The sequence below is a fragment of the Gellertiella sp. DMC107 genome (assembly GCF_056313605.1).
Genome location: NZ_JBQUZZ010000004.1, coordinates 180,101 through 204,643, shown reverse-complemented (window position 1 = coordinate 204,643; position 24,543 = coordinate 180,101). Strand labels below are relative to the sequence as shown.

Annotated in this window: 25 protein-coding genes; 14 read left to right on the top strand and 11 right to left on the bottom strand. The window is 60.1% G+C overall.

What is annotated here, in order from left to right:
* Positions 1-157: 157 nt before the first annotated feature.
* Positions 158-556, top strand: a complete 399-nt coding sequence (locus tag ACT54B_RS14810) for a DUF2794 domain-containing protein (RefSeq protein WP_476045871.1) — start codon at positions 158-160, stop codon at positions 554-556.
* 81 nt (positions 557-637) lie between these two features.
* On the opposite strand, the gene ACT54B_RS14805 is transcribed toward ACT54B_RS14810, so the two are convergent.
* The 3 genes from ACT54B_RS14805 to ACT54B_RS14795 all read right to left on the bottom strand — a co-directional run bounded on the left by ACT54B_RS14805 (position 638) and on the right by ACT54B_RS14795 (position 4,764).
* Positions 638-1,378 (bottom strand): Bax inhibitor-1/YccA family protein, encoded by a 741-nt coding sequence (locus ACT54B_RS14805; RefSeq protein WP_476045869.1) that lies wholly within the window; start codon positions 1,376-1,378, stop codon positions 638-640.
* Between the two features lie 141 nt (positions 1,379-1,519).
* The gene (locus ACT54B_RS14800; protein WP_476045868.1) at positions 1,520-4,066 is read right to left on the bottom strand and encodes an ABC transporter permease; all 2,547 of its coding nucleotides are present in this window, start codon (positions 4,064-4,066) and stop codon (positions 1,520-1,522) included.
* Positions 4,063-4,764, bottom strand: coding sequence for an ABC transporter ATP-binding protein (locus ACT54B_RS14795; RefSeq protein ID WP_476045867.1), 702 nt, complete (start codon positions 4,762-4,764; stop codon positions 4,063-4,065). The genes ACT54B_RS14800 and ACT54B_RS14795 overlap by 4 nt, the downstream gene beginning before the upstream one ends.
* A 102-nt stretch (positions 4,765-4,866) precedes the next feature.
* Here ACT54B_RS14795 and ACT54B_RS14790 point away from each other — a divergent pair, with 102 nt between their 5' ends.
* The 6 genes from ACT54B_RS14790 (at position 4,867) to rlmN (ending at position 9,104) form a co-directional block, all read left to right on the top strand.
* The gene (locus ACT54B_RS14790) at positions 4,867-5,478 is read left to right on the top strand and encodes an arylesterase (RefSeq protein ID WP_476046226.1); all 612 of its coding nucleotides are present in this window, start codon (positions 4,867-4,869) and stop codon (positions 5,476-5,478) included.
* Between the two features lie 67 nt (positions 5,479-5,545).
* Positions 5,546-6,121, top strand: a complete 576-nt coding sequence (thpR, locus tag ACT54B_RS14785) for an RNA 2',3'-cyclic phosphodiesterase (RefSeq protein ID WP_476045865.1) — start codon at positions 5,546-5,548, stop codon at positions 6,119-6,121.
* On the top strand, positions 6,118-6,447 hold the full coding sequence (locus tag ACT54B_RS14780; RefSeq protein WP_476045863.1) for a 4a-hydroxytetrahydrobiopterin dehydratase: 330 nt from the start codon (positions 6,118-6,120) through the stop codon (positions 6,445-6,447). The genes thpR and ACT54B_RS14780 overlap by 4 nt, the downstream gene beginning before the upstream one ends.
* A gap of 99 nt (positions 6,448-6,546) precedes the next feature.
* Complete coding sequence (locus ACT54B_RS14775; protein ID WP_476045862.1) at positions 6,547-6,933, top strand: YkvA family protein; 387 nt, start codon at positions 6,547-6,549, stop codon at positions 6,931-6,933.
* 232 nt (positions 6,934-7,165) lie between these two features.
* Positions 7,166-7,669 (top strand): invasion associated locus B family protein, encoded by a 504-nt coding sequence (locus tag ACT54B_RS14770; RefSeq protein WP_476045861.1) that lies wholly within the window; start codon positions 7,166-7,168, stop codon positions 7,667-7,669.
* 196 nt (positions 7,670-7,865) lie between these two features.
* Positions 7,866-9,104, top strand: coding sequence for a dual-specificity RNA methyltransferase RlmN (rlmN, locus tag ACT54B_RS14765; protein WP_476045859.1), 1,239 nt, complete (start codon positions 7,866-7,868; stop codon positions 9,102-9,104).
* 21 nt (positions 9,105-9,125) lie between these two features.
* Here the strand turns inward: rlmN and ACT54B_RS14760 are convergent, their stop codons facing one another.
* The gene (locus ACT54B_RS14760) at positions 9,126-9,767 is read right to left on the bottom strand and encodes a LysE family translocator (RefSeq protein WP_476045857.1); all 642 of its coding nucleotides are present in this window, start codon (positions 9,765-9,767) and stop codon (positions 9,126-9,128) included.
* Positions 9,768-9,840: 73 nt separating this feature from the next.
* Positions 9,841-10,686 (bottom strand): SDR family NAD(P)-dependent oxidoreductase, encoded by an 846-nt coding sequence (locus ACT54B_RS14755; RefSeq protein WP_476045856.1) that lies wholly within the window; start codon positions 10,684-10,686, stop codon positions 9,841-9,843.
* A gap of 166 nt (positions 10,687-10,852) precedes the next feature.
* Between ACT54B_RS14755 and ACT54B_RS14750 the strand changes: the two genes are divergently transcribed.
* The gene (locus tag ACT54B_RS14750) at positions 10,853-12,076 is read left to right on the top strand and encodes an argininosuccinate synthase (RefSeq protein WP_476045855.1); all 1,224 of its coding nucleotides are present in this window, start codon (positions 10,853-10,855) and stop codon (positions 12,074-12,076) included.
* Positions 12,077-12,145: 69 nt separating this feature from the next.
* On the opposite strand, the gene ACT54B_RS14745 is transcribed toward ACT54B_RS14750, so the two are convergent.
* Entirely contained in the window at positions 12,146-13,354 is a 1,209-nt protein-coding gene (locus ACT54B_RS14745) for a multidrug effflux MFS transporter (protein WP_476045853.1), read from the bottom strand.
* A gap of 231 nt (positions 13,355-13,585) precedes the next feature.
* On the opposite strand from ACT54B_RS14745, the gene ACT54B_RS14740 reads away from it, so the two are divergent.
* From ACT54B_RS14740 to ACT54B_RS14725, 4 genes are all read left to right on the top strand, one after another.
* The gene (locus tag ACT54B_RS14740; RefSeq protein WP_476045852.1) at positions 13,586-15,643 is read left to right on the top strand and encodes a M3 family metallopeptidase; all 2,058 of its coding nucleotides are present in this window, start codon (positions 13,586-13,588) and stop codon (positions 15,641-15,643) included.
* A gap of 143 nt (positions 15,644-15,786) precedes the next feature.
* Entirely contained in the window at positions 15,787-17,349 is a 1,563-nt protein-coding gene (locus ACT54B_RS14735) for an alkaline phosphatase D family protein (RefSeq protein ID WP_476045851.1), read from the top strand.
* 156 nt (positions 17,350-17,505) lie between these two features.
* On the top strand, positions 17,506-19,326 hold the full coding sequence (gene typA / locus ACT54B_RS14730) for a translational GTPase TypA (protein WP_476045850.1): 1,821 nt from the start codon (positions 17,506-17,508) through the stop codon (positions 19,324-19,326).
* A 183-nt stretch (positions 19,327-19,509) separates the two neighbouring features.
* Positions 19,510-20,016 (top strand): N-acetyltransferase family protein, encoded by a 507-nt coding sequence (locus ACT54B_RS14725; RefSeq protein WP_476045849.1) that lies wholly within the window; start codon positions 19,510-19,512, stop codon positions 20,014-20,016.
* A 3-nt stretch (positions 20,017-20,019) separates the two neighbouring features.
* Here ACT54B_RS14725 and ACT54B_RS14720 read toward each other — a convergent pair whose 3' ends face one another.
* Positions 20,020-20,634, bottom strand: coding sequence for a hypothetical protein (locus ACT54B_RS14720; protein ID WP_476045848.1), 615 nt, complete (start codon positions 20,632-20,634; stop codon positions 20,020-20,022).
* A 177-nt stretch (positions 20,635-20,811) separates the two neighbouring features.
* Here ACT54B_RS14720 and ppa point away from each other — a divergent pair, with 177 nt between their 5' ends.
* Entirely contained in the window at positions 20,812-21,351 is a 540-nt protein-coding gene (gene ppa, locus ACT54B_RS14715; RefSeq protein ID WP_476046225.1) for an inorganic diphosphatase, read from the top strand.
* A gap of 1 nt (position 21,352) precedes the next feature.
* Here the strand turns inward: ppa and ACT54B_RS14710 are convergent, their stop codons facing one another.
* Together ACT54B_RS14710 and ACT54B_RS14705 are read right to left on the bottom strand one after the other, a co-directional pair.
* Complete coding sequence (locus ACT54B_RS14710) at positions 21,353-21,661, bottom strand: DUF167 family protein (protein ID WP_476045847.1); 309 nt, start codon at positions 21,659-21,661, stop codon at positions 21,353-21,355.
* Complete coding sequence (locus ACT54B_RS14705) at positions 21,661-21,993, bottom strand: YggT family protein (protein ID WP_476045846.1); 333 nt, start codon at positions 21,991-21,993, stop codon at positions 21,661-21,663. The genes ACT54B_RS14710 and ACT54B_RS14705 overlap by 1 nt, the downstream gene beginning before the upstream one ends.
* 104 nt (positions 21,994-22,097) lie before the next feature.
* Between ACT54B_RS14705 and ACT54B_RS14700 the strand changes: the two genes are divergently transcribed.
* Positions 22,098-23,336: an MFS transporter gene (locus ACT54B_RS14700; RefSeq protein WP_476045845.1), complete on the top strand. Its 1,239-nt coding sequence runs from the start codon at positions 22,098-22,100 to the stop codon at positions 23,334-23,336.
* Here the strand turns inward: ACT54B_RS14700 and ACT54B_RS14695 are convergent.
* Positions 23,318-24,058, bottom strand: a complete 741-nt coding sequence (locus ACT54B_RS14695) for a glutamine amidotransferase (RefSeq protein ID WP_476045844.1) — start codon at positions 24,056-24,058, stop codon at positions 23,318-23,320. The genes ACT54B_RS14700 and ACT54B_RS14695 overlap by 19 nt on opposite strands.
* Positions 24,039-24,524 (bottom strand): tellurite resistance TerB family protein, encoded by a 486-nt coding sequence (locus ACT54B_RS14690; RefSeq protein WP_476045843.1) that lies wholly within the window; start codon positions 24,522-24,524, stop codon positions 24,039-24,041. Before ACT54B_RS14690 ends, ACT54B_RS14695 begins: the two co-directional genes overlap by 20 nt.
* Positions 24,525-24,543: the final 19 nt, after the last annotated feature.

Genomic DNA, 24,543 nt, shown 5'->3' with positions numbered 1-24,543 from the left:
CCGGCTTCTGATCCAATGACAGAGCATTGCGGCAGCCATTCGGCATGAATGGGGCATTTCCGAAAATGGGTGCCCGTTCGATGGCGACTTGCTTTTTGTCGTGTCTGAGGCAAACTGTCATACAGATGTCGTGAGACTTGGCGGACCAAGAGCGGCTATGGCTGATGATCTGAATTTCGAAGGGCGCGGCGCGGGCGGAGATGATTCCGCGCCCGTGGTCGTTGACCTCAGGGAGTACCGTCAGAGCCGGGATCCGATGCCGGTGACCTTTCACCGGCGCGAACTCGACATGATTCTCTGGATTTACGGTCGCATGGTAGGTGAAGGGGAGTGGAAGGACTATGCGATCGACCACTTGAAGGATCGGGCGGTTTTTTCCGTATTCAAGCGGTCGGGGGAAATGCCTCTGTACCGGATCGAAAAGAATCCGAAGCTTGCGGCAAAGCAGGGCGCCTATTCGGTCACCAATACCCATGGCCTCATCTTGAAGAGGGGGCATGACCTGAAGCAGGTGCTGAAGGTTTTCGACAAGGTCCTGAAGCTGGTCGATCCGTGAACCCCGGACCGGGACAGGCAATCTTCCCATGGAAAAGGCGGCCAAAGGCCGCCTTTTGTATTCGGTGCTGTCGCTCGCGGCTCAGTTACGGCTATTGCCGAGGAAGCGAAGCAGGAACAGGAAGAGGTTGACGAAGTCGAGGTAAAGCTGCAGGGCGCCCATGATCGCCTTGCGACCGGCCATGTCGGCACTGTCAGCCTCATAATAGGCTTCCTTGATCTTCTGGGTGTCCCAGGCAGTCAGGCCCGCGAAGACGAGCACGCCCACGACCGAGATGGCGAAGTTCAGCGCCGAGGATGCCAGGAAAATATTGACGACCGTGGCGATCAGCAGGCCGAACAGGCCCATGATCAGGAAGGAACCCATCGCCGAAAGGTTACGCTTCGTGGTATAACCGTAAAGAGAAAGCGCGCCGAAGGAGGCCGCTGTCACGAAGAAGGTCTGCACGATGCTCTGGCCGGTATAGACCACGAATATGGACGACAGGGACAGGCCCATAAGCGCTGCATAGATCCAGAAGGTGGTCTGGGCTGCCGAGACGCTCATGGAATGAATCCGGAAGCTCAGGAAGAACACCATGGCGAGCGGCGCGAGCATGACGACCCAGCGCAGCGGGCTTGCATAAATCGCCATGCCGAAGGCCGTCGGACCGTCAGGCCCGAAGGCCGCCGCAAAGGTGCCATAGGCCGCAATGCCAGTGATCGCCAGGCCAAGCGCCATCAGGTTGTAGACCTTCAGCATATAGCTGCGCAGGCCCTCATCGATTACCGCCCCCGTCTGGGCACCAGCCGTGCGGTTAGGGAAGTCGCGAAGATCAGCCATTTTATCCTCTTTGAAAGCTCCGGCGCGGTTTCATGATCGAAACGGCTTCTGGCGGAGCCACAGCATGTCTGATGGCAATATGAGGTGGTGTCGAAACACTTACAAGTGGTTTCGTTCCGATTCTCATGCGATGGGCAAAGACTACAGTTCTCGCAGATGCGGCGCGGCCCTCTGCCCCAGAATACGCCAGGTGCCGGCCAGGCCGATGCCCACGGTGATGCAGAGGCCGATGGCCAATGTCGCCGCCAGCGTGATGCCATCGATGGCAAAGGGCAGCTTCATGATGCGGCTGACCACATACCAGGCCGAAAATCCTCCGGACATGGCGGCGAACAGAGCCGTGGAAGCTCCGAGCAGTCCATATTCCAGGACATAGGTCCTGATCAGCATTCCGCGTGTGGCACCGAGCGTCTTCAGCACCACCGCATCATGCAACCGGGCCCGGTTGCCCGCGGCAAGGGCGCCTGACAGCACGAGAATGGAGGTGACGAGCGCAATGGCCGCCGCTGCCCGAATGGCATTGGCCAGACGGCCCGTAAGCTCAGCGACGGTGTCGAGTGCATCCTTGACCCTGATGGAAGTGACAGCGGGATAGCGAGCGGCGGCCTCCCGCATCAATTCACGCTCTTCGACAGCCGTCATGTTGGGTTTGGTAATCGTCGCAAGCCAGGCATGGGGGGCACCCTTGAGGGTGTTGGGCGAGAAGACCATGACGAAATTGATCGACATCCGGTCCCATTCCACCGTTCGCAGATTGGCGATGCGGGCGGTGACCGGGCGCCCGAGCACGTTGACCGTCACGGTATCGCCGCGCTTCAGCCCAAGCTGCCCTGCCTCTTCGGCGGAAAAGGAAACCAGCGGCTCACCGCTGTAGTCCCGGGGCCACCAGCTGCCTTCCCGTAAACGGGCATTGTTCGGGATGGCGTCCGCGTAGGTCACGCCGCGATCTCCGTTCAGAACCCATTTGCCCTCAGGCGCCACTGCAACCTTGGCGACGTCGGTTCCGTTGAGCGCAACGATACGACCGCGAAGCATCGGAACGGCGTTGATTTCGCCACCCGGCGCTTTTTCGGCGAGAAGCGATGCAAAGGCATCCTTCTCCCGGGATTGAATATCCAGAAAGAAAAAGTTCGGCGCCTTCTGGGCAAGCGCGCCTGTCAGCTGCGAGCGCAAATTGACATCGATCAGCGAAAGCCCCACCAGCAGCGCCAGACCGAGACCCAGAGAGAGGACGACCGGCCCGGTCAGAGCCCCCGGCCGATGAATATTGGCGATTGCCATGCGCAGAGAGGTGGAGCGAACCCGCGGAAACCGCCGCGCCAGGGTCTGCACCCCGCGCCCGACAAGGCGCAGGGCCGCAAATCCGATGGCTATGGCGACAAGGGCATTGAGGGCGATACGACGGTCTGCGGCCGTATAAATCGCCAAAGCAGCCAGGATCGCGAGGGCCGCTGCCAGCGAGAGCAGGTCACGCCATGCGGGCCAGCCTGCCGGTGCCGCATCGCCATCCCGAAACAGGGTAACGGCGGAGATGCGCCGTGCCGCGCCGAGGGGCAGGATGGAGAAAGCAACAGTGGTGATCAGTCCAAAGCCGGTTGCCAGGGCCAGAGCGGAGGGGAAGATGCGGAAACTGCTGTCTACCGGGAGGATGGTTTCCAGATAGGGCATGGCGAGGACGGGCGCGGCAATCCCGATCGCCAGTCCAATCCCGATCCCGATCAGGGAAACAAGCATGACCTGCAAGAAGTAGATCGAGGATATGAGACCCGCAGGTGCGCCAAGGCATTTGAAGGTGGCAATGGTGGAGTGGCGCGACTCCAGATAGGCGCGGACGGCATTGCCTATCCCGACCCCGCCGACAATCAGCGCGGTCAATCCCACGAGCGTGAGAAACTGGGTGAAGCGGTCGATGTTCTCTGCCAGCGATGGGGCCGCATTGCGACTGTTGCGAACCGACCAGCCAGCGTCGGGGAAGGCCCGGTCCGCTGCTTTTGCAAGGGCAACGGGATCGGTGCCCGCAGGAAGACGAAGACGATAAGCCTCCTTGGTCAAGCTTCCGACCTGTACAAGGCCTGTTTCCTTCAGAGCTTCGTCCGAGAGAAGCAGGCGAGGGGCAAAGCCGAAACCTTCAGAAACCGCATCCGGCTCATTATCGAGCAGGGCGGATATTCGCACCGGAATGTTCCCGAGCAGGACTTGATCGCCGACCCTGATGGCAAGCCTGTCGAGCAGGCCCTGTTGCGCCAGTGCACCGAACGTCCCTTTGGTATCCTTGGCCAGAAGGGTCCCCAGCTCGCCCGAGGGTTCCGTCTTCACGGTGCCATAAAGGGGATAGGCGTCATCGACGGCCTTGAGCTCGGCCAAGGCTTGATCGCTGCCATCCGCCTTGCGCACCATCGAGCGAAGCGTGGTGCTGTGGGACAGGGTCCCGTTCTTCACCAGCCAGTCCTGTTCGTCCGGCTTTGTCTGGCGGTTGGTCAATTCGAAGCGAATGTCGCCTGCCAACAGCTGCCTGCCTTCGGTTTCCATCGTTCGGCTGACCGTGGCCGAAATGGAGTTGATCGCGGCAATGGCTCCGGTTCCAAGGGCTATGCAGGCGATGAAGACGAGGAAGCCCCGAAGTCCGCCGCGCATTTCCCTGAGGGCGAAACGGAGCGCAAGTCCCATAGACCAGGCCGATGATCTCATGCCGGTTCCCTCTCGAGAACCGATTCTGCTGCAAGAATCTTGCCGGAGAGCATATGCACCTGGCGTTGACAGCGCGCGGCGAGGGCCGGGTCGTGGGTGACCAGAAGCATGGTCATGCCCCGTTCCTTCTGTTTGGAAAACAGCAGATCGGCAATCCTGCTACCCGTTTCGCCATCGAGATTGCCCGTGGGCTCGTCCGCGATGAGAAGCGTCGGTTCCGGCGCCAGTGCCCGTGCAATGGCCACCCTTTGCTGTTCCCCGCCGGATAGCTGGCCGGGATAATGGTGGAGGCGTTCGCCAAGGCCGACGGCAGCCAGTTCCTCCGCAGCCCGCGCGAAGGCATCGGGGGCTCCCGCCAGTTCCAGCGGCACTGCCACATTCTCCAGGGCCGTCATGTTGGGGATCAGATGAAAGGACTGGAAGACAATGCCGATTTTCCGCCCGCGAAACGCCGCCAGCGCATCTTCCGTCATGGCATGCAGGGCGGCACCGTCCACGTGGAGGGTTCCGCTGTCCAGGCGCTCCAGGCCCGCAAGGACCATCAGCAGGGTGGACTTACCCGACCCTGACGGTCCGACGATGCCCACCGCACTGCCTTTTTCCAGGGACAGATTGACCGATTTCAGGACATGAACCCGTGCGGCATCCCTTCCCAGAGTCAAATCCGCGTTTTTGAGTTCGATGATCGTTTCACTCATCCGGCAGCGGTCCTATATGTGTCTGAAGGCGGGCCCTGTTGGCACCTTCGCCTAGGTAAGGTGGTCTTCATGCAGTTTAAAGCGGTGATCCGAATTTGTTTGATGACGTTGTTGTTATGCGCCGGGTTTCAGCCGAGTGCGGCAAAAACGCTAAAAATAGTGGCCTTCGGGGACAGTCTTATGGCTGGCTATGAATTGCCGGCCGATCATGCCTATCCCGCCAAGCTGGAAGCGGCGCTGAAGGCTGAAGGCATTGACCTGCAGATCGAAAACGGAGCTGTTTCCGGCGACACAAGCGCCGATGGACTGGCTCGGCTGGAATGGACCGTCCCTGATGATACGGACGCCGTCTTGCTGGAACTCGGCGCCAACGATGCCTTGCGGGGTCTTTCTCCAGCCGAAACCCGCAGCAATCTCAAGGCCATGATCGGCCAACTCAAAAAACGCGGCATTGCGGTGATCCTGTTCGGCATGCTCGCACCGCCCAACATGGGCCAGGATTATGCAGCCGCCTTCAACCCGATCTATCCGGAACTTGCGAGGGATGAGGGGGTTTCCCTGTATCCCTTTTTTCTGGATGCGATCGTGATGGATGCGACGCTCAAGCTTTCCGACGGCATGCATCCCAACGAGAAGGGCGTGGAGCGGATGGTGGAAAAAACTCTGCCGGCGGTCAAATCCTTTGTGCAATCCCTAAAGCCACGCGCAAAGTAGGGATTGCACACTCTCACCATGCATGATTCGCTGCATGCGTACTGTATAGATTCGGGGAGGCCTCGATATGCCGAGACTGTTCACTGCCCTCGAAATCCCGCGCCAGGCGGCGCTCAGCCTCTCCCTTTTGCGCGGTGGTCTTCCCGGTGCCCGTTGGATCGATGTGGAAAATTACCATATCACGCTGCGGTTTTTCGGTGATGTGGATGGCCGCACCGCTGACGAGATCGTGGACCGGCTCGACCGCATCGACAGGCCCGAATTTCAGCTGAACCTGATGGGAACCGGATCGTTCGGCTCCAAGAAACCCCATTCGGTCTGGGCCGGTGTGACGCATAATCCGGAAATGTACGCGCTGCAGGCGGAAATCGAGCGCATCGGCCAGCGCATCGGCTTGCCGCCTGATCCTCGAAAGTTTTCTCCGCATGTGACGCTCGCCCGGTTGAAATCTTCCCGCGTCGACGATGTCGTGCACTACCTTCAGGAGCGCAGCAATTTTCTGACGGCGGCCTTTACCGTTTCCCGTTTCGTGCTTCTCTCATCACGCGAGTCGGTGGGCGGGGGACCCTACATCACCGAAGAAGTCTTCTCGTTGCGGGAGGTCTCTCACACGCCGACACCGGAGGCGACCCTGCATCCATGACCGTTCCCCGTTCCCGCACGCCTGAATATGCCATGCTCGATCTTCCGGCCATTCAGGCGGCGCTGGAGAGCCTGCCCGGCTGGTCGCTGACCGAGAATGGCCGCGCCCTGAAGCGGGCCTACCAGTTCAAGAATTTTGCCGATGCCTTCAGCTTCATGACGGAAGCGGCTCTTCTCGCGGAGAAGATCAACCATCATCCCGAATGGTCGAATGTCTATGGGAAAGTGGATGTGCTGCTGACGACCCATGCGACGGGCAGCATTACCGATTTCGATGTGCATATGGCGGTGATGATGAACCGCGCCGCAGCCAAGCGCGGGATCTGATCTGGCTCCCCCGCCCGCGGAATCATCTTTCCGGATTTGCAAAAACCACCCTGAAGCACCATATCTGCCTGCGGATAGTCACAGAAGGTGCCCAGTCCCATGGACGACATCAAATATGGCGAAATTCTTCTTCCGGGCGATGACGAGACGATCGGCCGCCGGGAAAAGACGGTGCGGCGGAAATTCTGGACGGTTCTGAAGAAGTCCGCCCGGCATATTCCCTTCGCGCGCGATGCCGTCGCGGCCTATTACTGCGCGACGGATCCGGCAACGCCGCGCCGGGTTAAGGGAATCCTTCTTGCGGCGCTTGCCTATTTCATCCTCCCGTTCGATGCCATTCCCGATATTTTCACGGTGATCGGATTTAGCGATGACCTGGCCGTGCTGACCACGGCGATCGCCATGGTCCGTGGCCATATGCGTGAGGATCACTACGCCTCGGCCGACCGGGCGCTCGCCGATCAGACCGAACCTTCCGGGCTGTGAGCCCAACTCTTGCCCCATTCATTGGCTTGAGAATGTCGACGTATGTTCCAGCCCTATCCGGACGTGGCGACAGGACAGGCTTTCTGGCTTCTTTCGAGACGCTTTAACGGAAAGTCGCGTGCGGGTTCACGTTTTGTTAAGGTGAATTAAGTCTAATTAAATGGAATCGGCTCATAGTTTCGGCTCCCCGTGCGGCTTTGCGCGAGGGTGGCCCCGTAACCGGCAGGAAATCATGTCTGTAAAACGTCTCGCAACTGCTCTCACCCTCGTCCTGGCCAGCGCAGGCGTAGCCTTTGCACAGGCGCCGACCCGCATCCAGCAGTTCAAGGCGTGGGGTGCCTATTCCTACAAGTCGAACGGTGGAACGGTGTGCTACGTGCTTTCGGTGCCGACCGCGAAGGAGCCCGCCAATGTGGACCATGGGGAAGTTTTCTTCATCGTTTCCCAGCGCCCCGGCCAGAACATCTCCTACGAGCCGCAGGCAATGATGGGCTATACGCTGAAGGAAGGATCCAAGGTGAATGTCCAGATCGACAACAAGACCTTCGTGATGTTTACCAAGGACAAGGCTGCCTGGGTGGAAAATGCGGCAGAAGAGCCGGCTCTGGTCATGGCGATGAAGACGGGCAAGGCCATGACGGTCAGCGCCCAGTCCCGAAAGGGCACGCCGACCAGCTACGCCTATTCCCTGCAGGGTATTTCCGCAGCGCTGAAGCAGATCGAAAGCTGCAAGTAAGCCGTCAAGGCATTCCCTCCTGAAAGGCCGGGCAACCGGCCTTTTTTCATGCCTGTGAGCCAGCGGGGATGACGCAGGCCAATTTTGATGCTAAAGCCCCTCGAAATCAGGGCAAAGCCCTTGTCCTCGAGCGGATGACGCCCCCGAGGATACACGTTGGTCCCCCTGGCGGACCGCAGTTTCTTGGAAAAAGCAGATGACCGTGACCGATATCCAGACCGGGACGTTTTCGCCCGCAACCCTCTCCGGACGGGCGGCCTACAGCCCCTTGCCGACGTTGATCGGCATGACTCGCGAAGACATGGCCGAGGCCCTGAGGGAGCGCGGTATTCCGGAGCGGCAGATCAAGATGCGCGTCAGCCAGATCTGGCACTGGCTCTATGTTCGCGGCATTTCGGACTTCGACCAGATGACGAATGTGGCGAAGGACATGCGCAGCATGTTGCGGGAGAATTTTTCCATCGGCCGCCCGGAGATCGTCGAGGAACAGATTTCCAATGACGGCACCCGGAAATGGCTGTTGCGCTATCCGCCTCGCGGCGCAGGACGGCCCGTCGAGGTGGAGACGGTCTACATTCCCGAAGAGGGTCGCGGGACGCTGTGCATCTCAAGCCAGGTCGGGTGCACGCTTACCTGTTCCTTCTGCCATACGGGGACGCAGAAACTGGTCCGCAATCTGACGGCGGAGGAAATTCTTTCCCAGCTTCTGCTGGCCAGGGACCGGCTCGGCGATTTCCCGGATCGGGATACGCCGGTGGGGGCGATGGTGCCGGCCGAAGGGCGCAAGATCACCAATATCGTCATGATGGGGATGGGCGAGCCGCTTTATAATTTCGAGGCGGTCAAAAAGGCGCTCCTGATTGCCTCCGACGGAGACGGGCTTTCCCTGTCCAAGCGTCGTATCACGCTTTCTACCTCCGGCGTGGTGCCGGAAATCTATCGCACCGGTGAGGAAATCGGTGTGATGCTGGCGATTTCGCTCCATGCGGTGCGCGATGACCTGCGCGACATCCTCGTGCCGATCAACAAGAAGTACCCCCTCAAGGAACTGATCGAGGCCTGCCGGGCCTATCCCGGTCTTTCTAATGCCCGTCGGATCACGTTCGAATATGTCATGCTGAAGGACATCAACGACAGTCTGGAAGACGCCAAGGGGCTGGTTCAGTTGCTCAAGGGCGTACCCGCGAAAATCAATCTCATTCCTTTCAATCCGTGGCCGGGCACGAACTATCAGTGCTCCGACTGGGAGCAGATCGAAAAGTTTGCCGATTTCATCAATAATGCCGGCTATGCCTCGCCGATCCGCACACCGCGGGGGCGGGATATCCTGGCGGCTTGCGGCCAGCTGAAATCCGAATCCGAGCGGATGAAGAAGACCGAGCGCATGGCCTTCGAAGCCATGATGATTGCCGGCCACGGCGAGGACGACGAGTAAATCCCGCGCCGACAGGCCGTCTTAACGGCTGTGGGTCATCAGGATCTTGACGGCGAAAAGGGAGAAGACACCGGCGAACGTATAGTCGATGGCGCGCAGGACCTTGCGGTTTCCCGTCAGCCAGGCGGAGAGCCTGTCTGCCGCCAGAACGATGCCGATGACGATCGGCAGGGATACGACGATGAACCAGAGGCCCAGGAAGAGCAGCTTTCCGGTCACGTGGGGATCATCGGCGCTGATGAACTGCGGCAGGAAGGTCATGAAGAAAATGATGATCTTCGGGTTCAGCAAATTGACCCAGAAACCGTTCAGTGCTGCCGAGGTGAGGGTCTCCTTCGGCCGGCTCATATCGGCGATGACGAAGTTGGATCCCTTGCGAACGGCCTGGATGGCCAGCCAGGCGAGATAGCCCGCTCCCCCCGTCTTCAGGATGGTAAAAGCCAGCGGTGACGCGACGATCAGCGCCGAAAGACCGAAAGCCACCAGGCAGGTATGAACGATGAGCCCCACATTGGTGCCTGCGATGACGGCAAGTCCGGCGCCGCGCCCATCCTTCAGGGCCCGGCCGATGGAGAGCGTCATGTCCGGCCCCGGCGTTGCGGCGAGAAGCGCGGAGGCTGCGGAGAAGGTCAGAAGCGTTGCAAGGGACGGGATGAATTCCATGGCACACCTGAAGGGAGATTTCCGCGACTGGTCCCACATTCCCGCCGGTCTGTAAAGCGCTTCTATTGTCCCTTCATCTCTTCAGAAAGGCCGTGAAACTGTCGGCATGATCCTTATGCCAGCGAGAAAGGGGTGGCCGGTTCTCGATGATATCATGCGCGGCCCAGTATATACGCTTCTCATCCAGCGGGCGGCTGACCTCGTTGTCCGGACAAAGTATGTAAAAATCACCCCGTGCCAGGCTTTCCAGCATGAAATCCACGGTTTGTTCGGGTGTCCACGCGCCCGCCGGCTTTTCCGTGCGCCCATTGGCGGTGAGCGGCGTGTAGACAAAGCCCGGAATCAGCAGGTGCGCCGACAGGGTCGCGCCCTCGCGATTGCGCAAGTCGTGTTCCAGGGCTTCGGTAAAAGCCTTTACGCCTGCCTTTGACACATTATAGGCCGGGTCGCCCGGGGGCGTGGTGATGCCCTGTTTCGACCCCGTGTTGATGATCATTCCGGGCTCACCATGCGCAAGCATCGACGGGCCGAAGGCGCGGCTTCCGTTGATCACGCCCATGAGATTGACGCCGAGAACCCGATCCCACCCATCCTGCGGCCCGAAAAGGCTGCTGCCGGGTTGGATGCCTGCATTGTTCATCAGCACGTGAACCTTGCCGAAACGGGCATGAACCGTGTCGCGGAGACCCTCCACGGAGGCCAGGCTGGCGACGTCGGTCTTTACGGCCAGGACGTCGTCATCCGTTCCGGCGTCCGCAGCGACGAGCATGCGGGCCTGCTCCAGCTGTGCCTCGGAAATATCGGCCAGGACCACTTTCATGCCGGACCGGGCGAAGGATCGGGCTGCAGCCAGGCCAATGCCGGACGCGGCGCCGGTGACGACAGCGGTATGGCCGGGACGGATTGCGGAATAGGGCATGGAACTCCTCCTGAGGGACATCAGGGGAATTATGGGGTCCGATGCCGACCTGTCAAACGTCAGGCGTGACCATTCCGCACTTGCGCCTTCCCGCAATCTCGCTAAAAGTGCCGCCGAAATTTGGCAACGGGCGGTCCATCCGTCCCCCTGTATACGGATCCTCACCATGGCATCGCACAAGCAAGTCAAGAAGGTCGTTCTGGCCTATTCCGGCGGTCTCGACACCTCGATCATCCTGAAGTGGCTCCAGACGGAGCTGGGCGCCGAGGTCGTGACCTTTACCGCCGATCTGGGGCAGGGCGAAGAGCTCGAGCCCGCACGCAAGAAGGCCGAGATGCTTGGCATCAAGGAAATCTACATCGAGGACGTTCGCGAGGAGTTCGTGCGGGATTTCGTCTTCCCGATGTTCCGCGCCAATGCCGTTTATGAAGGCGTTTATCTGCTGGGCACCTCCATTGCCCGTCCGCTGATCTCCAAGCATCTGATCGACATCGCTGCAAAGACCGGCGCCGACGCCATCGCGCATGGAGCTACCGGCAAGGGGAACGACCAGGTTCGCTTCGAGCTTTCCGCCTATGCGCTGAACCCCGATATCAAGATCATCGCACCCTGGCGGGACTGGTCGTTCAAGAGCCGCACCGACCTGCTCGATTTCGCCGAGAAGCACCAGATTCCCGTAGCCAAGGACAAAAAGGGCGAAGCGCCCTTCTCGGTCGATGCAAACTTGCTGCACTCGTCCTCCGAAGGCAAGGTTCTGGAAAACCCTGCCGTCGAAGCTCCGGAATATGTGCATATGCGCACCATCTCTCCGGAAGCCGCTCCCGACCAGGCAACCGTCATCAAGATCGGCTTCGAGCGGGGCGATGCGGTTTCGATCAATGGCGTGCGGATGAGCCCGGCAACCCTTCTCGCAAAGCTCAATGATTACGGTCGCGATAACGGCATCGGCCGCATCGATCTCGTCGAAAACCGCTTTGTGGGCATGAAGTCGCGCGGCGTCTATGAAACGCCCGGCGGCACCATCCTGCTTGCCGCCCATCGGGCGATCGAGTCGATCACCCTGGACCGGGGCGCCGCTCACCTGAAGGATGAGCTGATGCCGAAATATGCCGAACTGATTTATTACGGCTTCTGGTACTCGCCCGAGCGTGAAATGCTGCAGGCCCTCATCGACAAGAGCCAGGAACATGTGGAAGGTGAAGTGACGCTCAAGCTCTACAAGGGCAATGTCATGGTGGTTGGCCGCGAAAGCGAAAAGTCGCTCTATTCGGATGCGCTCGTGACCTTCGAAGACGACCAGGGTGCCTATGACCAGAAGGATGCGGCCGGCTTCATCAAGCTGAATGCCCTGCGTCTTCGCACGCTGGGCAAGCGCAACCGCAAGGGCTGATAACCTTCACCCGGTTTTTGTAAGCCACCCGTCCCCCGGACGGGTGGCTTTTTCATGGGTGGCCGATGGTCAACCAAAGCTCTTCGAACCCCGGCTGCGGCTGACGAGGACAAGGAGCGCATAATTGGCGACCGCCAGCAGCTCCATGGCGGGAATGATGAGACCAAAGGCTTGCAGCGGGGTGCCGATCCAGGCTGCGAGCGAGCCTGCGACAAAACCTCCGCCCATCTGGATGAAGCCCATCAGCGCAGATGCGGAGCCTGCTACTTCCGGGAAGGGAGCCAGGGTTGCCGTCACCACATGGGGGCTGATCATGGCGAGGCCGAAGGTGCAGAGCGCAACCGGAACCATGATGGTCAGATAATCCGGTGTCATGAAATGGGTGGATACCAGCATGGCGCAGGCCCCTGCCAGCGTGAAGCAGAGCCCTAGCAGGGCCGAACCATGGCCGCCGAGACGCGGCGCGGCGAACCGCAAGGCGACCGATCCAAGGAAATAGGATCCCGTTTGTGCGAGCATTCCAATGCCGAACTGGGTCGGGCTAAGCCCCACCATCCGGATCAGGATAAAGGGTAGCATGGTCGATTGGGCGTAAAGCGCCCCGATCGTTCCCATCAGGACAAGCGATCCGGAGGCGAAGCGGATATCGAGAAGCAGCCGCCCATAGGCGCGGGCAAGCCGGTCCGGCCGGGCGAGCGTGGGATCGGGTCTGGCGGTCTCCTTCAGGAGAAAGAAGACCGTCAGGGCTGCGATCACGCCGAAGGCCAACAGTGCCAGAAAGACCGACTGCCAGCCGAAGCTTGCCAGCAGCAAACCGCCCAGCGTCGGGGCAAGCGCGGGGCCGATGGCCAGCATGATCCCGATCGTGTTCATGATCCGGGCAGCCTCCTGGCCGGTAAACTGATCCCGCACGATGGCGCGCGCGACCGCTGCCCCGATAGAGGCCCCGATGCCTTGCACCAGACGGCCCGCCAGCAGCAGGCCGATACTGCCGGCGAAAGCGGCGATGATGCTGCCGGAGATGAAGATTGCCAGAAAAAGCAGCGTGGCCTTGCGTCGGCCGATGGCATCGGAGAGAGGCCCTCCGACCAGCTGGGCGATCGCGAAACCGGCGAAATAGAGGGACAGGCTCATCTTGATGGCGGATTCGGTCGTGGAGAAGACCTCCACCAGCCGGGGCATGGTGGGTGTATACATCGCCATTGCGATTGGGCCGAGCGCCGTCAGCAGCGCACCGATCAGACTCGTGCGCTTTTCGGTCATGGAGGATTGAGGCATGGTCTGTCTTGCGTGTTGCGGGGTCACGAGGCCAATCTGGGTCGGAAAGACTTTTGGTCAACCACCCTGCACGCCGCAGATCGGCTGGCAAGGTCCCTTCCAGCCAATTCAGGTTCGGCTGGCCCGAAAGACCGACGCTGAACGGTCCCGGCATCCCAAGTCCGGGCATAGGAAAGCGCGGTCTTGACCCTTATAAAGGGACAGGAATCACAGGCAGGAAGGATGATCGGCGTGTCCGAAAGCGTGAACAGGGAAATTTTCGTTTGGTCCGGCCTTCACGGACTTCCGCGTTTTGACAAGATCGCGATTGCTGACTTCAAGCCGGCCTTCGACGCAGCCTTCTCAGCGCATGATACCGAAATCGAAGCGATTGCCAGCCAGGCGGATGCCCCGACTTTCGGCAACACGATTGAGGCGCTCGAAGTGGCTGGCGACAGTCTGTCCCGGGTGTCTTCACTTTTCTGGAATCGGGCTGGCGCTCATACCAATAGCGATATCCAGGCACATGAGCGGGAGATTGCGCCGCTGATGTCCCGCCATTATTCGCGGATCGGCATGAATGCGGCGCTTTTTGCCCGGATTGATGCCCTCTGGGAACAGCGGGACAGCCTCGGGCTGGATAAAGAGCAGCGCCGCGTGCTGGAACGACACTGGAAGGGATTTGTGAAATCCGGCGCCAAACTCCCCGGCCCCCAGCAGGAGCGCCTTGCCGACATCAACGAAAAGCTTGCCGGGCTCGGTGCACGGTTCGGGCAGAATGTGCTTTCGGATGAGAAGAGCTGGTGCCTTTTTCTCGACAAGAGCGATGATCTGAGGGGCCTGCCTGATTTCCTTCTGGGAGCGATGCAGGGAGCGGCAACCGAAAGGGGAGAAGAGGGCAAACATGCGGTGACCCTTTCGCGGTCCATCATCGAACCCTTCCTGACATTTTGCCCCCATCGTGCCCTGCGCGAGCAGGCCTTCAAGGCCTGGGTGGCGCGCGGCGAACAATCCGGCGAAACGGACAATCGGCCTTTGATGACCGAAATGCTGGCATTGCGCGCGGAGAAGGCCCGCCTTCTGGGCTACGAAAACTATGCCGCGCTGAAGCTCGACGATACGATGGCGAAGACACCCGGTGCGGTAAACGGGCTGCTGAGGCAGGTTTGGGAAAAGGCTGTCGCCCGGGCGAAAGAGGAAGAGGCCGACCTTGAGGCGCTTTCCCGACGGGAGGGCCAAAACCATCCGATCATGCCGTGGGACTGGCGTTACTATGCGGAGAAACTGCGAGCCGAGCGCTTCAATTTTTCCGAGGCGGAGCTGAAGCCCTATCTTCAGCTGGAGCGGATCATCGAAGCCTGCTTCGATGTCGCCCACCGGCTGTTCGGCATTTCTGCACGCGAAGTGAAGGGGATAGAAGCCTATCACCCCGATGTCCGGACCTTCGAGATCCACGACGCATCCGGCAAACTGAAGGCCCTTTTCCTCGGGGATTACTTTGCGCGCGCCTCGAAACGCTCCGGCGCGTGGATGAGCGCTTTCCAGTCTCAGCACCGGATGCGCCTTGCCAGCGGTGCCGATGGCGAGATCCCGATCATCTACAATGTCTGCAATTTCGCCAAGCCTGCGGAAGGCCAGCCGGCCCTTCTTTCGCTCGACGACGCCCGCACCCTGTTCCATGAGTTCGGTCATGCCTTGCATGGCATGCTGTCCAACGTGCGCTATCCTTCCGTTTCTGGAACGTCCGTGTCGCGGGATTTCGTGGAGCTCCCCTCGCAGCTCTATGAACACTGGCTGACGGTTCCCGAAATCCTGTCGCGCTATGCGTTGCATGAAAAAACCGGCGAACCCATGCCCCAGGCGCTGCTGGACAAGGTGCTCTCTGCCCGGACGTTCAATTCCGGCTTTGCCACGGTCGAGTTCACGGCCTCTGCTTTGGTCGACATGGCCTTTCATACGATGGAACCGCCCAAAGACCCGATGGCCGTACAGGCAGCCGTTCTGAGCCAGATCGGTCTGCCGCATTCCATCACCATGCGTCACGCATCGCCCCACTTCCAGCATGTCTTTGCCGGGGATGGCTATTCCGCCGGTTACTATTCCTACATGTGGTCGGAAGTGCTGGACGCGGATGCCTTCTCCGCGTTTCAGGAAACCGGAGACGTCTTCAATCCCGACATGGCCAAGCGGCTTGCGGATCATGTCTATTCCGTCGGCGGTTCCATCGATCCGGAGGAAACCTACCGGGCTTTCCGCGGCAAGATGCCGAGCGCGGAAGCCATGCTGGTCAAGAAGGGGCTTGCGGCCTGAAACGCCAGGTTTCCCGTCGACGGTGTCACCGGGTCTTGGTCAAATTGTAGCCGTCGCGTCACACGCGCGGCATGCGGGTGTCACGCCCGTCTGCGACTCTCGGTTCGGGTTGGCTCTTCAGCCCGAACCGAGCGGATCGCGCAATGCTGACACGTCGAAACTTTCTTTTTGGAACCGGCGCCTTCGGGCTCTCCTCGGGGGCCGGGCTGGGCATGCCCTACTATGCCCGTCACCGCAGCGCGCCTGTCTTCAGCCACGGCGTGCAGTCAGGCGATGTCGATTTCCGGTCCGGGATGGTCTGGACACGGCTCGACCGGCCGGCACGGGTCGATATCGCGCTTTCCACGACCGAGAGCTTTTCCGATCCCTTGCATCTCCCGACTTTAACCGCCCATCCCGATCGCGACTTCACGATCAAGGCGCTGGCTGACGGCCTGCTGCCCGATCAGGATTATTTTTACCGGTTCCAGGCAAGCGACCTGCAATCCGGCTTCATTCAATCGGAGCCCGTCGTCGGGCGTTTCCGGACCGCACCGCTTCGCCGCCGGTCGGTGCGCTTCCTGTGGTCGGGCGATACGGCCGGCCAAGGTTACGGGATCGAAGAGACAGGCATGGCGACCTACCGGACCATGGCCCGGCACGAAGCCGACTTTTTCATCCATTCGGGCGACACGGTTTACGCGGACAATCCCATTCCCGACGAGATCGCCCTGAGAGACGGTACCGTCTGGAAGAACAGGATCGTGACAGACGAGAAGCGGGATGTTGCCCGCAGTCTCGACGAGTATCGCGGGCAGTGGAAATACAATCTGCTCGACCGCCATGTCAGACAGTTCAGCGCCGGTTGCGCCAGCTTCTACCAATGGGACGATCATGAGGTTTTGAACAACTGGTCTCCCTCTACCGATCTTTCCGGCGATGCCCGCTACCCGGAAAAGGACATTTCCGTCTATTCGCGCCGCGCTCGGCGTGCCTTCGAGGAGATGACTCCGATCCGATATGCGGTGCGCGAACCCGGCCGGATCTACGGGAAGATTTCGTATGGGCCGCTTCTCGATGTCTTTTTTCTCGATTTACGCTCGTATCGCGGGGCGAACAAGGATCCCCGTTCTTCCCAACTGCTTGGCAAGCAGCAGATCGACTGGCTCACGGCTTCGCTCGACGGGTCTCGCGCGCTATGGAAGGTCATGGCCTGCGACATGCCGATCGGGCTCGTCAACTGGGACGATTATGGCCGGCAGAAAGGCGCTGAAGCGGTTTCGGACGGGTATAATGGCGTCCCTGACGGGCGTGAACGGGAATTTGCCCGGCTGTTGCGCTTTCTGAAGGATCGGGACATTCGCAATACCGTCTGGTTGACGGCCGATGTCCATTACACCGCCGCCCACCACTACAGTCCCGAGCGGGCGAAGTTCCTTGATTTCCTGTCTTTCTGGGAATTTGTATCCGGACCGCTGCATGCCGGTACCTACGGACCGAAACCGCTCGACAAGACCTTCGGGCCGGAGGTTCGCTTTCTCAAGGCGGCCCCGGGTGGTGCGGAGAGCAACTTGCCGCCGTCGGCCGGCCTGCAATTCTTTGGCCGCGTGGACATCCACGGCCGAAGCGGCGAGATGACCGTCCGCCTCATGGATCGGGACGACCGGGAGCTCTGGTCCGCCACTCTGCCGCCCGACGACCGCCGCCCGACGATGCCGGTTTCCTGACCGCGCATGGACAGGACCGAATGGCCCGAAAGGCCGGTATTCAAGCATGATCCGCCCGCCCCCCTTTCGCATTTGCAAAAAACAGGCTATGAGCGCGCCAACTGAAATTGGCGCTTGCTCCCGATGATGCGCCCCAGCTCCAGAGAAGAATTCATTATGGCCATTCGCAACATCGCGATCATCGCGCACGTTGACCATGGGAAAACCACCCTTGTTGACGAACTTCTGAAACAGTCCGGTTCCTTCCGTGAAAACCAGCGCGTCGCCGAGCGCGTGATGGATTCCAACGACCTGGAAAAGGAACGCGGCATCACCATTCTCGCCAAGGCGACCTCGGTCGAATGGAAGGGAACCCGCATCAACATCGTCGACACGCCCGGACACGCCGATTTCGGTGGTGAGGTCGAGCGTATCCTCTCGATGGTGGACGGCGCCATCGTTCTCGTCGATGCGGCCGAAGGGCCGATGCCGCAGACCAAGTTCGTGGTCGGCAAGGCGCTGAAGGTCGGCCTCCGCCCCATCGTCGCGATCAACAAGATCGACCGCCCGGATGCGCGCGCCGATGAGGTCATCAATGAAGTCTTCGATCTCTTCGCAGCCCTCGACGCCACCGACGAACAGCTCGACTTCCCGATCCTCTACGGTTCGGGCCGCAACGGCTGGATGAACTACGAGCCGGAAGGTCCGCAGGATGAAGGCCTGGCGCCGCTGCTGGATCTCGTGCTGAAGCATGTGCCTGAGCCGAAGGTCGAAGAAGGTCCTTTCCGCATGATCGGCACGATCCTGGAAGCCAACAACTTCCTCGGTCGCATCATCACCGGCCGTATTGCCTCCGGGTCCATCAAGCCGAACCAGGCCGTCAAGGTGCTGGGGGCCGATGGCAAGCTGATCGAAAATGGCCGCATTTCCAAGATCCTGGCATTCCGCGGCATTGAGCGGACCGCGATCGAAGAAGCCCATGCAGGCGATATCGTGGCGATTGCCGGTCTCTCCAAGGGCACGGTTGCCGATACGTTCTGCGATCCCTCGGTGACCCAGCCGATGAAGGCCCAGCCGATCGATCCGCCGACGGTCACCATGTCCTTCATCGTCAACGATAGCCCGCTGGCGGGCACCGAAGGCGACAAGGTGACATCGCGTGTCATTCGCGACCGTCTGCTCAAGGAAGCGGAAGGCAATGTGGCCCTCAAGATCGAGGAAGCCGAGGACAAGGACAGCTTCTATGTGTCCGGTCGCGGCGAATTGCAGCTTGCCGTTCTGATCGAAACCATGCGTCGCGAGGGCTTTGAACTTGCCGTCTCCCGTCCGCGCGTCGTCATGCACAAGGATGAGGACGGCAACCTTCTCGAGCCGATCGAAGAAGTGCTGATTGACGTGGACGAGGAACATTCCGGCGTCGTCGTGCAGAAGATGTCCGAGCGCAAGGCCGAGATGGTCGAGCTGCGTCCGTCGGGCGGCAATCGCGTGCGTCTGGTCTTCTACGCGCCGACCCGTGGCCTGATCGGTTACCAGTCGGAGCTTCTGACCGATACCCGCGGCACGGCGATCATGAACCGCCTGTTCCACAGCTACCAGCCCTACAAGGGCGAGATCGGTGGCCGCGTGAACGGCGTTCTGCTTGCCAACGAAGCCGGTGAAGCCGTCGCCTATGCCCTCTTCAACCTCGAAGATCGCGGTCCGATGATCATCGATCCGGGCGAGAAGGTCTATATGGGCATGATCATCGGCATTCACTCCCGTGACAACGATCTGGAAGTGAACGTGCTGAAGGGCAAGAAGCTCACCAACATCCGCGCTGCCGGCAAGGACGAAGCCGTAAAACTGACTCCGCCGATCCGCATGACGCTGGAACGGGCGCTCTCCTGGATTCAGGACGACGAACTTGTGGAAGTCACGCCCAAGTCCATCCGCCTCCGGAAGATTTATCTGGACGCAAACGATCGCAAGCGCTTCGAAAAGCAGCGCGCAGCCATCTGATCGCTGTTTCTGCAGGACCCTCTCGAAAACCCCGGCCTTGCGGCCGGGGTTTTTGCTTGTGTGCGGGGGTTTTTACGCCTTGCCCTGCCTCTTAAAAAACCGTTAACTTCAGCGAGTGCTTCGAATATTCGAGATGGTTCGCAATGATTGCGGATCCGTCTGTCCAAGGGTCAGAGTTGCGTCATGAAGACCGTATCGATCGATGTCCGCCGTGCCGAGCCGCATGATGCGCGTGCCATTTCCGAGGCGCACCGGGCTTCCTGGCAGCATGCCTATGAAGGTCTCATCCCCCACAAGCCTTTGCGTGACATGATCGAGCGTCGGGGCGAGAGCTGGTGGCGCAAGGCAACCCAGGGACCGGCCACCCTTCTGGTCGCTGAAGTCGAGGGTGTGGTGGCAGGTTACGCGACACTCGGCCTCAACCGCGCCCGTGCACTGCCGCAGGAGGGCGAAGTCTATGAACTCTACCTTCGTCCGGAATATCAGGGCATCGGCCTCGGTCGGCTGCTCTTCGGGGAATGCCGGCGGCTGCTGAAATCGCTCGGCTGCAGTGGTCTCGTTGTCTGGTGCCTGGAAGACAGCGAACATGCGGATCGCTTTTTTCGCAATCAGGGCGGCCTCGACATTGCCGAGGGAATGGAGAATTTCGGCACCAGTGCGCTCAAGAAGATTGGGTATGTCTGGAGCTGACCGCTACTGCGCCGGCTGAGAGCCTGGAAGCGTGCTGCTGAATGTGGAGGAAAGCGGACCCTTATCCCCCTCGAAGACCGCCGTATCCACGCCGCAGGCGAAGCGGGAGGCCTTTTCATCCGCCACTTTTCGAGCAAGCTCGTTTGCATTCCGGTTCGCTAATGCGTCGACCATGCCAATCACGCAGCTGCGGTCGTCTGCGCGTGAAGCCACCCGGGCAATCACCAGAACCTGTCCCTTCAGGGCGTCAGAAGTCGCGCCCGTCTGCGGATCCGAATTCGCGATGAAAAAGCGGAGAACTGCCGCATACGGTTTCTTGTCCGCGATTCGCCATTCGATCGTATCGTTGACGCTGGCAAAAGCCGAAAAGGTCTCGAAGCCCTCGTCGGCATAAGCCTTGTTGACCGGGCCGTAGAAAAGGCTCGGCCGCAGGTCTCCTTCCTTGTAGAGGACGGGATAGCCCTTGAGACCGGGACAGCGGAGGATCACCCCGCCCTGATCTTCTTGCATGGTCTTGCACCGGTCGAGCGTCAGCTTGGTAAAAAGGCTGTCTGCCCCCTGGGCGACGGACGCGCACAGGAGGATGGTCATGGCCGGGATCACTCTTTTGAAGGTCATTTCACATCCCCGCAGTCTTTCCTCATCTTCCGCCAAAAGAGGAATGAGGCAAGGGGAAATGCCGGCTTTGCCAGCAAAACGGCCCGGTTCGGTGGTCACGATAGGTCTAAAGCCGTGTTGCGTTGCGGAATGAAATTGGATATTGCCGGCCATCCGAACCATCACACGGGGATCTACATGCGCATCGACGCCATTTCCATCGGCAAGAACCCGCCTCACGACGTCAACGTGATCGTTGAAGTCCCGGTCGGCGGTCATCCTATCAAGTATGAAATGGACAAGGACGCCGGTACGCTGGTGGTCGACCGTTTCCTGTATACGCCGATGACCTATCCGGGCAATTACGGCTTCGTTCCGCACACCTTGTCGGATGACGGCGACCCGATCGACGTTCTCATCTGCAATACCCGTCCGCTTATTCCCGGTTGCGTCATCAATGTTCGTCCCATCGGCGTCATGATGATGGAAGACAATTCCGGCAAGGACGAGAAGATCATTGCCGTGCCGTCCGACCACCTGACCAAGCGTTATGAAAAGGTGCGCAACTTCACCGATCTCCCCGAGATCACCCTGAAGCAGATCGAGCATTTCTTTGAGCACTACAAGGATCTGGAGCCCGGCAAGTGGGTCAAGATCTTCGGCTGGCATGGAGTTGACGAGGCGCAACGCCTGATCGCCGAGGCCGTCGAGCGCTGCAAGGCAAAGTCTGGAAAGTAAGCTAGAAAAACGCGCTTATCCTGCGCTTGAAATCCTCCGGATCGGTCTCGATGCGGAGGATTTTTTTGCGTGATGTTTCGCCGGAAACGAAGCTCAGCGCCGACTTCGGTATCCTGAAGGTCTTGGCGAGGAGTGCGACAAGCGCCTTGTTCGCCTTGCCATCTTCGGGGGGCACCGACACCCTGACTTTGAGCCAGAGGCTGCCATCGGCCGCTTTCTCCAGCCCTTCGACCAGATCGCGCCCGCCGGCGGGCGTCAGCCGAACCGAAAGGCGCACATGATCTGCCAGAACGGTGAAGGGTTGATCCATCAGCCCAGCGCGCTGAAGACGGCCGGCTGAACGCTCGTTCTCAGGAAGATCTGCAAGAACTGGATGAGGACGATCACCACAATCGGCGAGATATCGATGCCGTTCAGATTGGGCAGCCGGCGACGGATGGGAGCGAGAACCGGCTCTGTGACGGCGTAGAGAAACTGACCGATCGAAGCAATCGCCTGATTGCGGGGATTGATGACGTTGAATGCATAGAGCCAAGAGTAGACGGCGCTGGCGATCAATATCCAGAAGTAAATATCCAAAACCGTATAAATCAGCCAAAAAAGCGCGACCATGTGCGTCTCCGAATTTCCGTTTCTAGACATGTAGTCATTGCCGCCAAAGGGAGCAAGTGGGGCTCCCGTTCGATTGAAGAATCATGTTTAACAGGCAAAATTTCAAGAAAGGCACGAGAACCATGAGGGCAACAATGCAGACCCAGGATCGCTTTGCCGCCTTTCGTCATTCGGCCTATGCACGATTCTTCGTTGCCCGCTTTCTGGCGACTTTTGCCATCCAGATCATCAGCGTTTCCGTCGGATGGCAGATGTATGACGAAACGCGCAATACGCTGCTGCTCGGCATGATCGGATTGGTCCAGTTTCTGCCCTCGCTGCTTCTCCTGCTGATTACCGGTTCGGTGGTTGACCGCTACAATCGCCGCATGATCGTGGCTCTCTGTATGCTGCTCAGCGTGGCCTGCTGCGCCGCCCTGCTCGGCATTACGCTGGCTAAAGCCTTCTCTCCGCTGCCCGTATTCGCCGTTTTGATCGTTTTCGGGATCGAGCGGGCTTTCATGGCCCCTGCCGTTCAATCGCTCGCGCCAAACCTGATACCGGAAAAAGACCTCGCCAATGCCATTGCCTGGAACTCCTCTTCCTGGCAGGCGGCCTCCATTGTCGGGCCCGTCGCCGGGGGGCTTCTCTATGGGCTCAGCGCAGCCATAGCCTATAGCGTCGCGCTCCTGTTCCTTCTGGCGGCCTCAGCGCTGGTCTTTTCGATCCCCAAGCCTCCGCAACGGCGCTCGGCGGAGGCGGGCAGCTGGAGCACGGTTCTGGCCGGCTTCCGGTTCATTTCCTCCGAAAAAATCGTGCTGGGAGCCGTAACGCTGGATCTTTTTGCGGTCCTGCTCGGTGGAGCAGTGGCGCTGATGCCGGTTTTCGCGAGGGACATTCTTGTTCTCGGGCCCTGGGGGCTCGGTCTTCTGCGATCTGCGCCGGGAGCAGGCGCCATTGTGGTCGCTGCCCTGCTTGCGGCCTATCCCATCCGCCACCATGCCGGACGGCTCATGTTCGCTGGTGTGGCCTTGTTCGGCTTGGCGACCGTCCTCTTCGGCCTGTCTACCCATGTCTGGGTATCGATCGCGGCCCTGTTTGTCATGGGTGGGGCGGACATGGTTTCCGTTTATGTGCGGGAAACCCTGATCACGCTCTGGACGCCGGACGAAGTGCGCGGGCGGGTCAATGCCGTCAACATGGTTTTTGTCGGCGCTTCCAACGAGCTCGGCGAATTTCGCGCCGGCACGATGGCGCATCTCGTCGGCGCCGTGCCGGCCGTGGTGATTGGCGGTATCGGCACGCTGGCCGTGTCGTTCCTCTGGGCGGCCGGCTTTCCGAAGCTCCGTCGCATCGACAGCCTCGATGCACCCGATCACCTGGGTCGGGCCTGAGCGGACGCGAAGATCAGATCGAGGAAGGACGAGATCCACGTCCGGAGCGGTGCATCGTGCAGGAGACGGCCTTCCAGATGCTGTCGCCCCGACTGGGCGTTTGGCAAGACAAATCTGTGAGCACCATGAACCACCCAGCGCTGCATCATGGCGCGGGTCAGTTCGGCATGGAACTGAATTCCCCAGGCATTACGCCCGTATCGAAATGCCTGGTGGGGATAATGGGCGCCCGATGCCAGCAATTCAGCCCCGCGGGGCAGGTCGAAACCTTCCATGTGAAAGTGATAAACCTGCTCCGGCCAAGGCAGCAGCGCCCGTCCGGTCTCGGTAGGCGTGATGGGATACCAGCCAATTTCCGTAACCCCCTCGCTATGGGGCCGGACTTCTCCACCGAGATTGCGCACCAGCATCTGGGCGCCGAGGCAAATACCCAGGAAGGGCTTGTTCTCCCGGAGGGGAAGGGAAATCCAGTCGATCTCCCGTTTGACGTAATCGTGCGGATCGTTGGCGCTCATGGGGCCGCCGAAGACGATGGCGCCAGAATGGAAGGCGAGCGTTTCCGGAAGCGGGTCGCCCAATGCAGGCCGCCGGATGTCGAGCGGGAAACCCTTCTCTAGAAGCAACTGCCCGATGCGACCCGGGCTGCTGCGTTCCTGATGGAGCACGATCAAAACGGGCAGATTCTGCTGCAGGTGGGCTTGTTCAGACAGGCTTGATCTCATCGGGGCTGACATGTTCGGCGCGCAAAGCGGCTTTTTGCCGTTCCTCTATCCGGTCGCGGCCAGAGACGCCCAGCAAATCGGCAATACGCCACAGCGCGTGATCTTCCATTTCGCTGCGTTCGCCGTCAGCATAGACCATATCCCAAAGCAGGCCAATGAGGTGGCGGCGCTGCTCTTCGTCGAGATGCCGCTTCAATTCGGAGGTGAAGCGGTAATAGTCGACGGCCTCGCTGCCCGCCTCCCGGCCTGCTGCAATCAATGCATCGAGCTCCGATCCTTCAAGATCATACTGGTCGGCGAGGATCTGCTTCAGCTGATCCTGCTCGCTGTCGCGCACGATGCCATCCGCCTCCATGACCTGAATGCAAAGGGCCGCAACGGCAAGACGCGGGTCACCCGGTTCGAAGCTCGGCCGGTCGCCCGGCATGGCAAGCGTTTTCAAGAATTCCTGCAGTCTTTCGAACATGCCTGCGGTCCCCTTCACC

Coding starts and splice junctions, on each gene's coding strand:
- ACT54B_RS14755 (WP_476045856.1), bottom strand. CDS start 10,686: ATGCCCTATTCCGCAATCCGTCCCGGCCATACCGCTGTCGTCACCGGC.
- ACT54B_RS14745 (WP_476045853.1), bottom strand. CDS start 13,354: ATGCCTCAATCCTCCATGACCGAAAAGCGCACGAGTCTGATCGGTGCG.
- ACT54B_RS14690 (WP_476045843.1), bottom strand. CDS start 24,524: ATGTTCGAAAGACTGCAGGAATTCTTGAAAACGCTTGCCATGCCGGGC.
- ACT54B_RS14795 (WP_476045867.1), bottom strand. CDS start 4,764: ATGAGTGAAACGATCATCGAACTCAAAAACGCGGATTTGACTCTGGGA.
- ACT54B_RS14790 (WP_476046226.1), top strand. CDS start 4,867: ATGACGTTGTTGTTATGCGCCGGGTTTCAGCCGAGTGCGGCAAAAACG.
- ACT54B_RS14710 (WP_476045847.1), bottom strand. CDS start 21,661: ATGGATCAACCCTTCACCGTTCTGGCAGATCATGTGCGCCTTTCGGTT.
- ACT54B_RS14720 (WP_476045848.1), bottom strand. CDS start 20,634: ATGACCTTCAAAAGAGTGATCCCGGCCATGACCATCCTCCTGTGCGCG.
- ACT54B_RS14770 (WP_476045861.1), top strand. CDS start 7,166: ATGTCTGTAAAACGTCTCGCAACTGCTCTCACCCTCGTCCTGGCCAGC.
- ACT54B_RS14780 (WP_476045863.1), top strand. CDS start 6,118: ATGACCGTTCCCCGTTCCCGCACGCCTGAATATGCCATGCTCGATCTT.
- ACT54B_RS14705 (WP_476045846.1), bottom strand. CDS start 21,993: ATGTCTAGAAACGGAAATTCGGAGACGCACATGGTCGCGCTTTTTTGG.
- thpR (WP_476045865.1), top strand. CDS start 5,546: ATGCCGAGACTGTTCACTGCCCTCGAAATCCCGCGCCAGGCGGCGCTC.
- ACT54B_RS14800 (WP_476045868.1), bottom strand. CDS start 4,066: ATGAGATCATCGGCCTGGTCTATGGGACTTGCGCTCCGTTTCGCCCTC.
- ACT54B_RS14725 (WP_476045849.1), top strand. CDS start 19,510: ATGAAGACCGTATCGATCGATGTCCGCCGTGCCGAGCCGCATGATGCG.
- ACT54B_RS14810 (WP_476045871.1), top strand. CDS start 158: ATGGCTGATGATCTGAATTTCGAAGGGCGCGGCGCGGGCGGAGATGAT.
- ppa (WP_476046225.1), top strand. CDS start 20,812: ATGCGCATCGACGCCATTTCCATCGGCAAGAACCCGCCTCACGACGTC.
- typA (WP_476045850.1), top strand. CDS start 17,506: ATGGCCATTCGCAACATCGCGATCATCGCGCACGTTGACCATGGGAAA.
- ACT54B_RS14695 (WP_476045844.1), bottom strand. CDS start 24,058: ATGAGATCAAGCCTGTCTGAACAAGCCCACCTGCAGCAGAATCTGCCC.
- ACT54B_RS14750 (WP_476045855.1), top strand. CDS start 10,853: ATGGCATCGCACAAGCAAGTCAAGAAGGTCGTTCTGGCCTATTCCGGC.
- ACT54B_RS14775 (WP_476045862.1), top strand. CDS start 6,547: ATGGACGACATCAAATATGGCGAAATTCTTCTTCCGGGCGATGACGAG.
- ACT54B_RS14700 (WP_476045845.1), top strand. CDS start 22,098: ATGCAGACCCAGGATCGCTTTGCCGCCTTTCGTCATTCGGCCTATGCA.
- rlmN (WP_476045859.1), top strand. CDS start 7,866: ATGACCGTGACCGATATCCAGACCGGGACGTTTTCGCCCGCAACCCTC.
- ACT54B_RS14760 (WP_476045857.1), bottom strand. CDS start 9,767: ATGGAATTCATCCCGTCCCTTGCAACGCTTCTGACCTTCTCCGCAGCC.
- ACT54B_RS14805 (WP_476045869.1), bottom strand. CDS start 1,378: ATGGCTGATCTTCGCGACTTCCCTAACCGCACGGCTGGTGCCCAGACG.
- ACT54B_RS14735 (WP_476045851.1), top strand. CDS start 15,787: ATGCTGACACGTCGAAACTTTCTTTTTGGAACCGGCGCCTTCGGGCTC.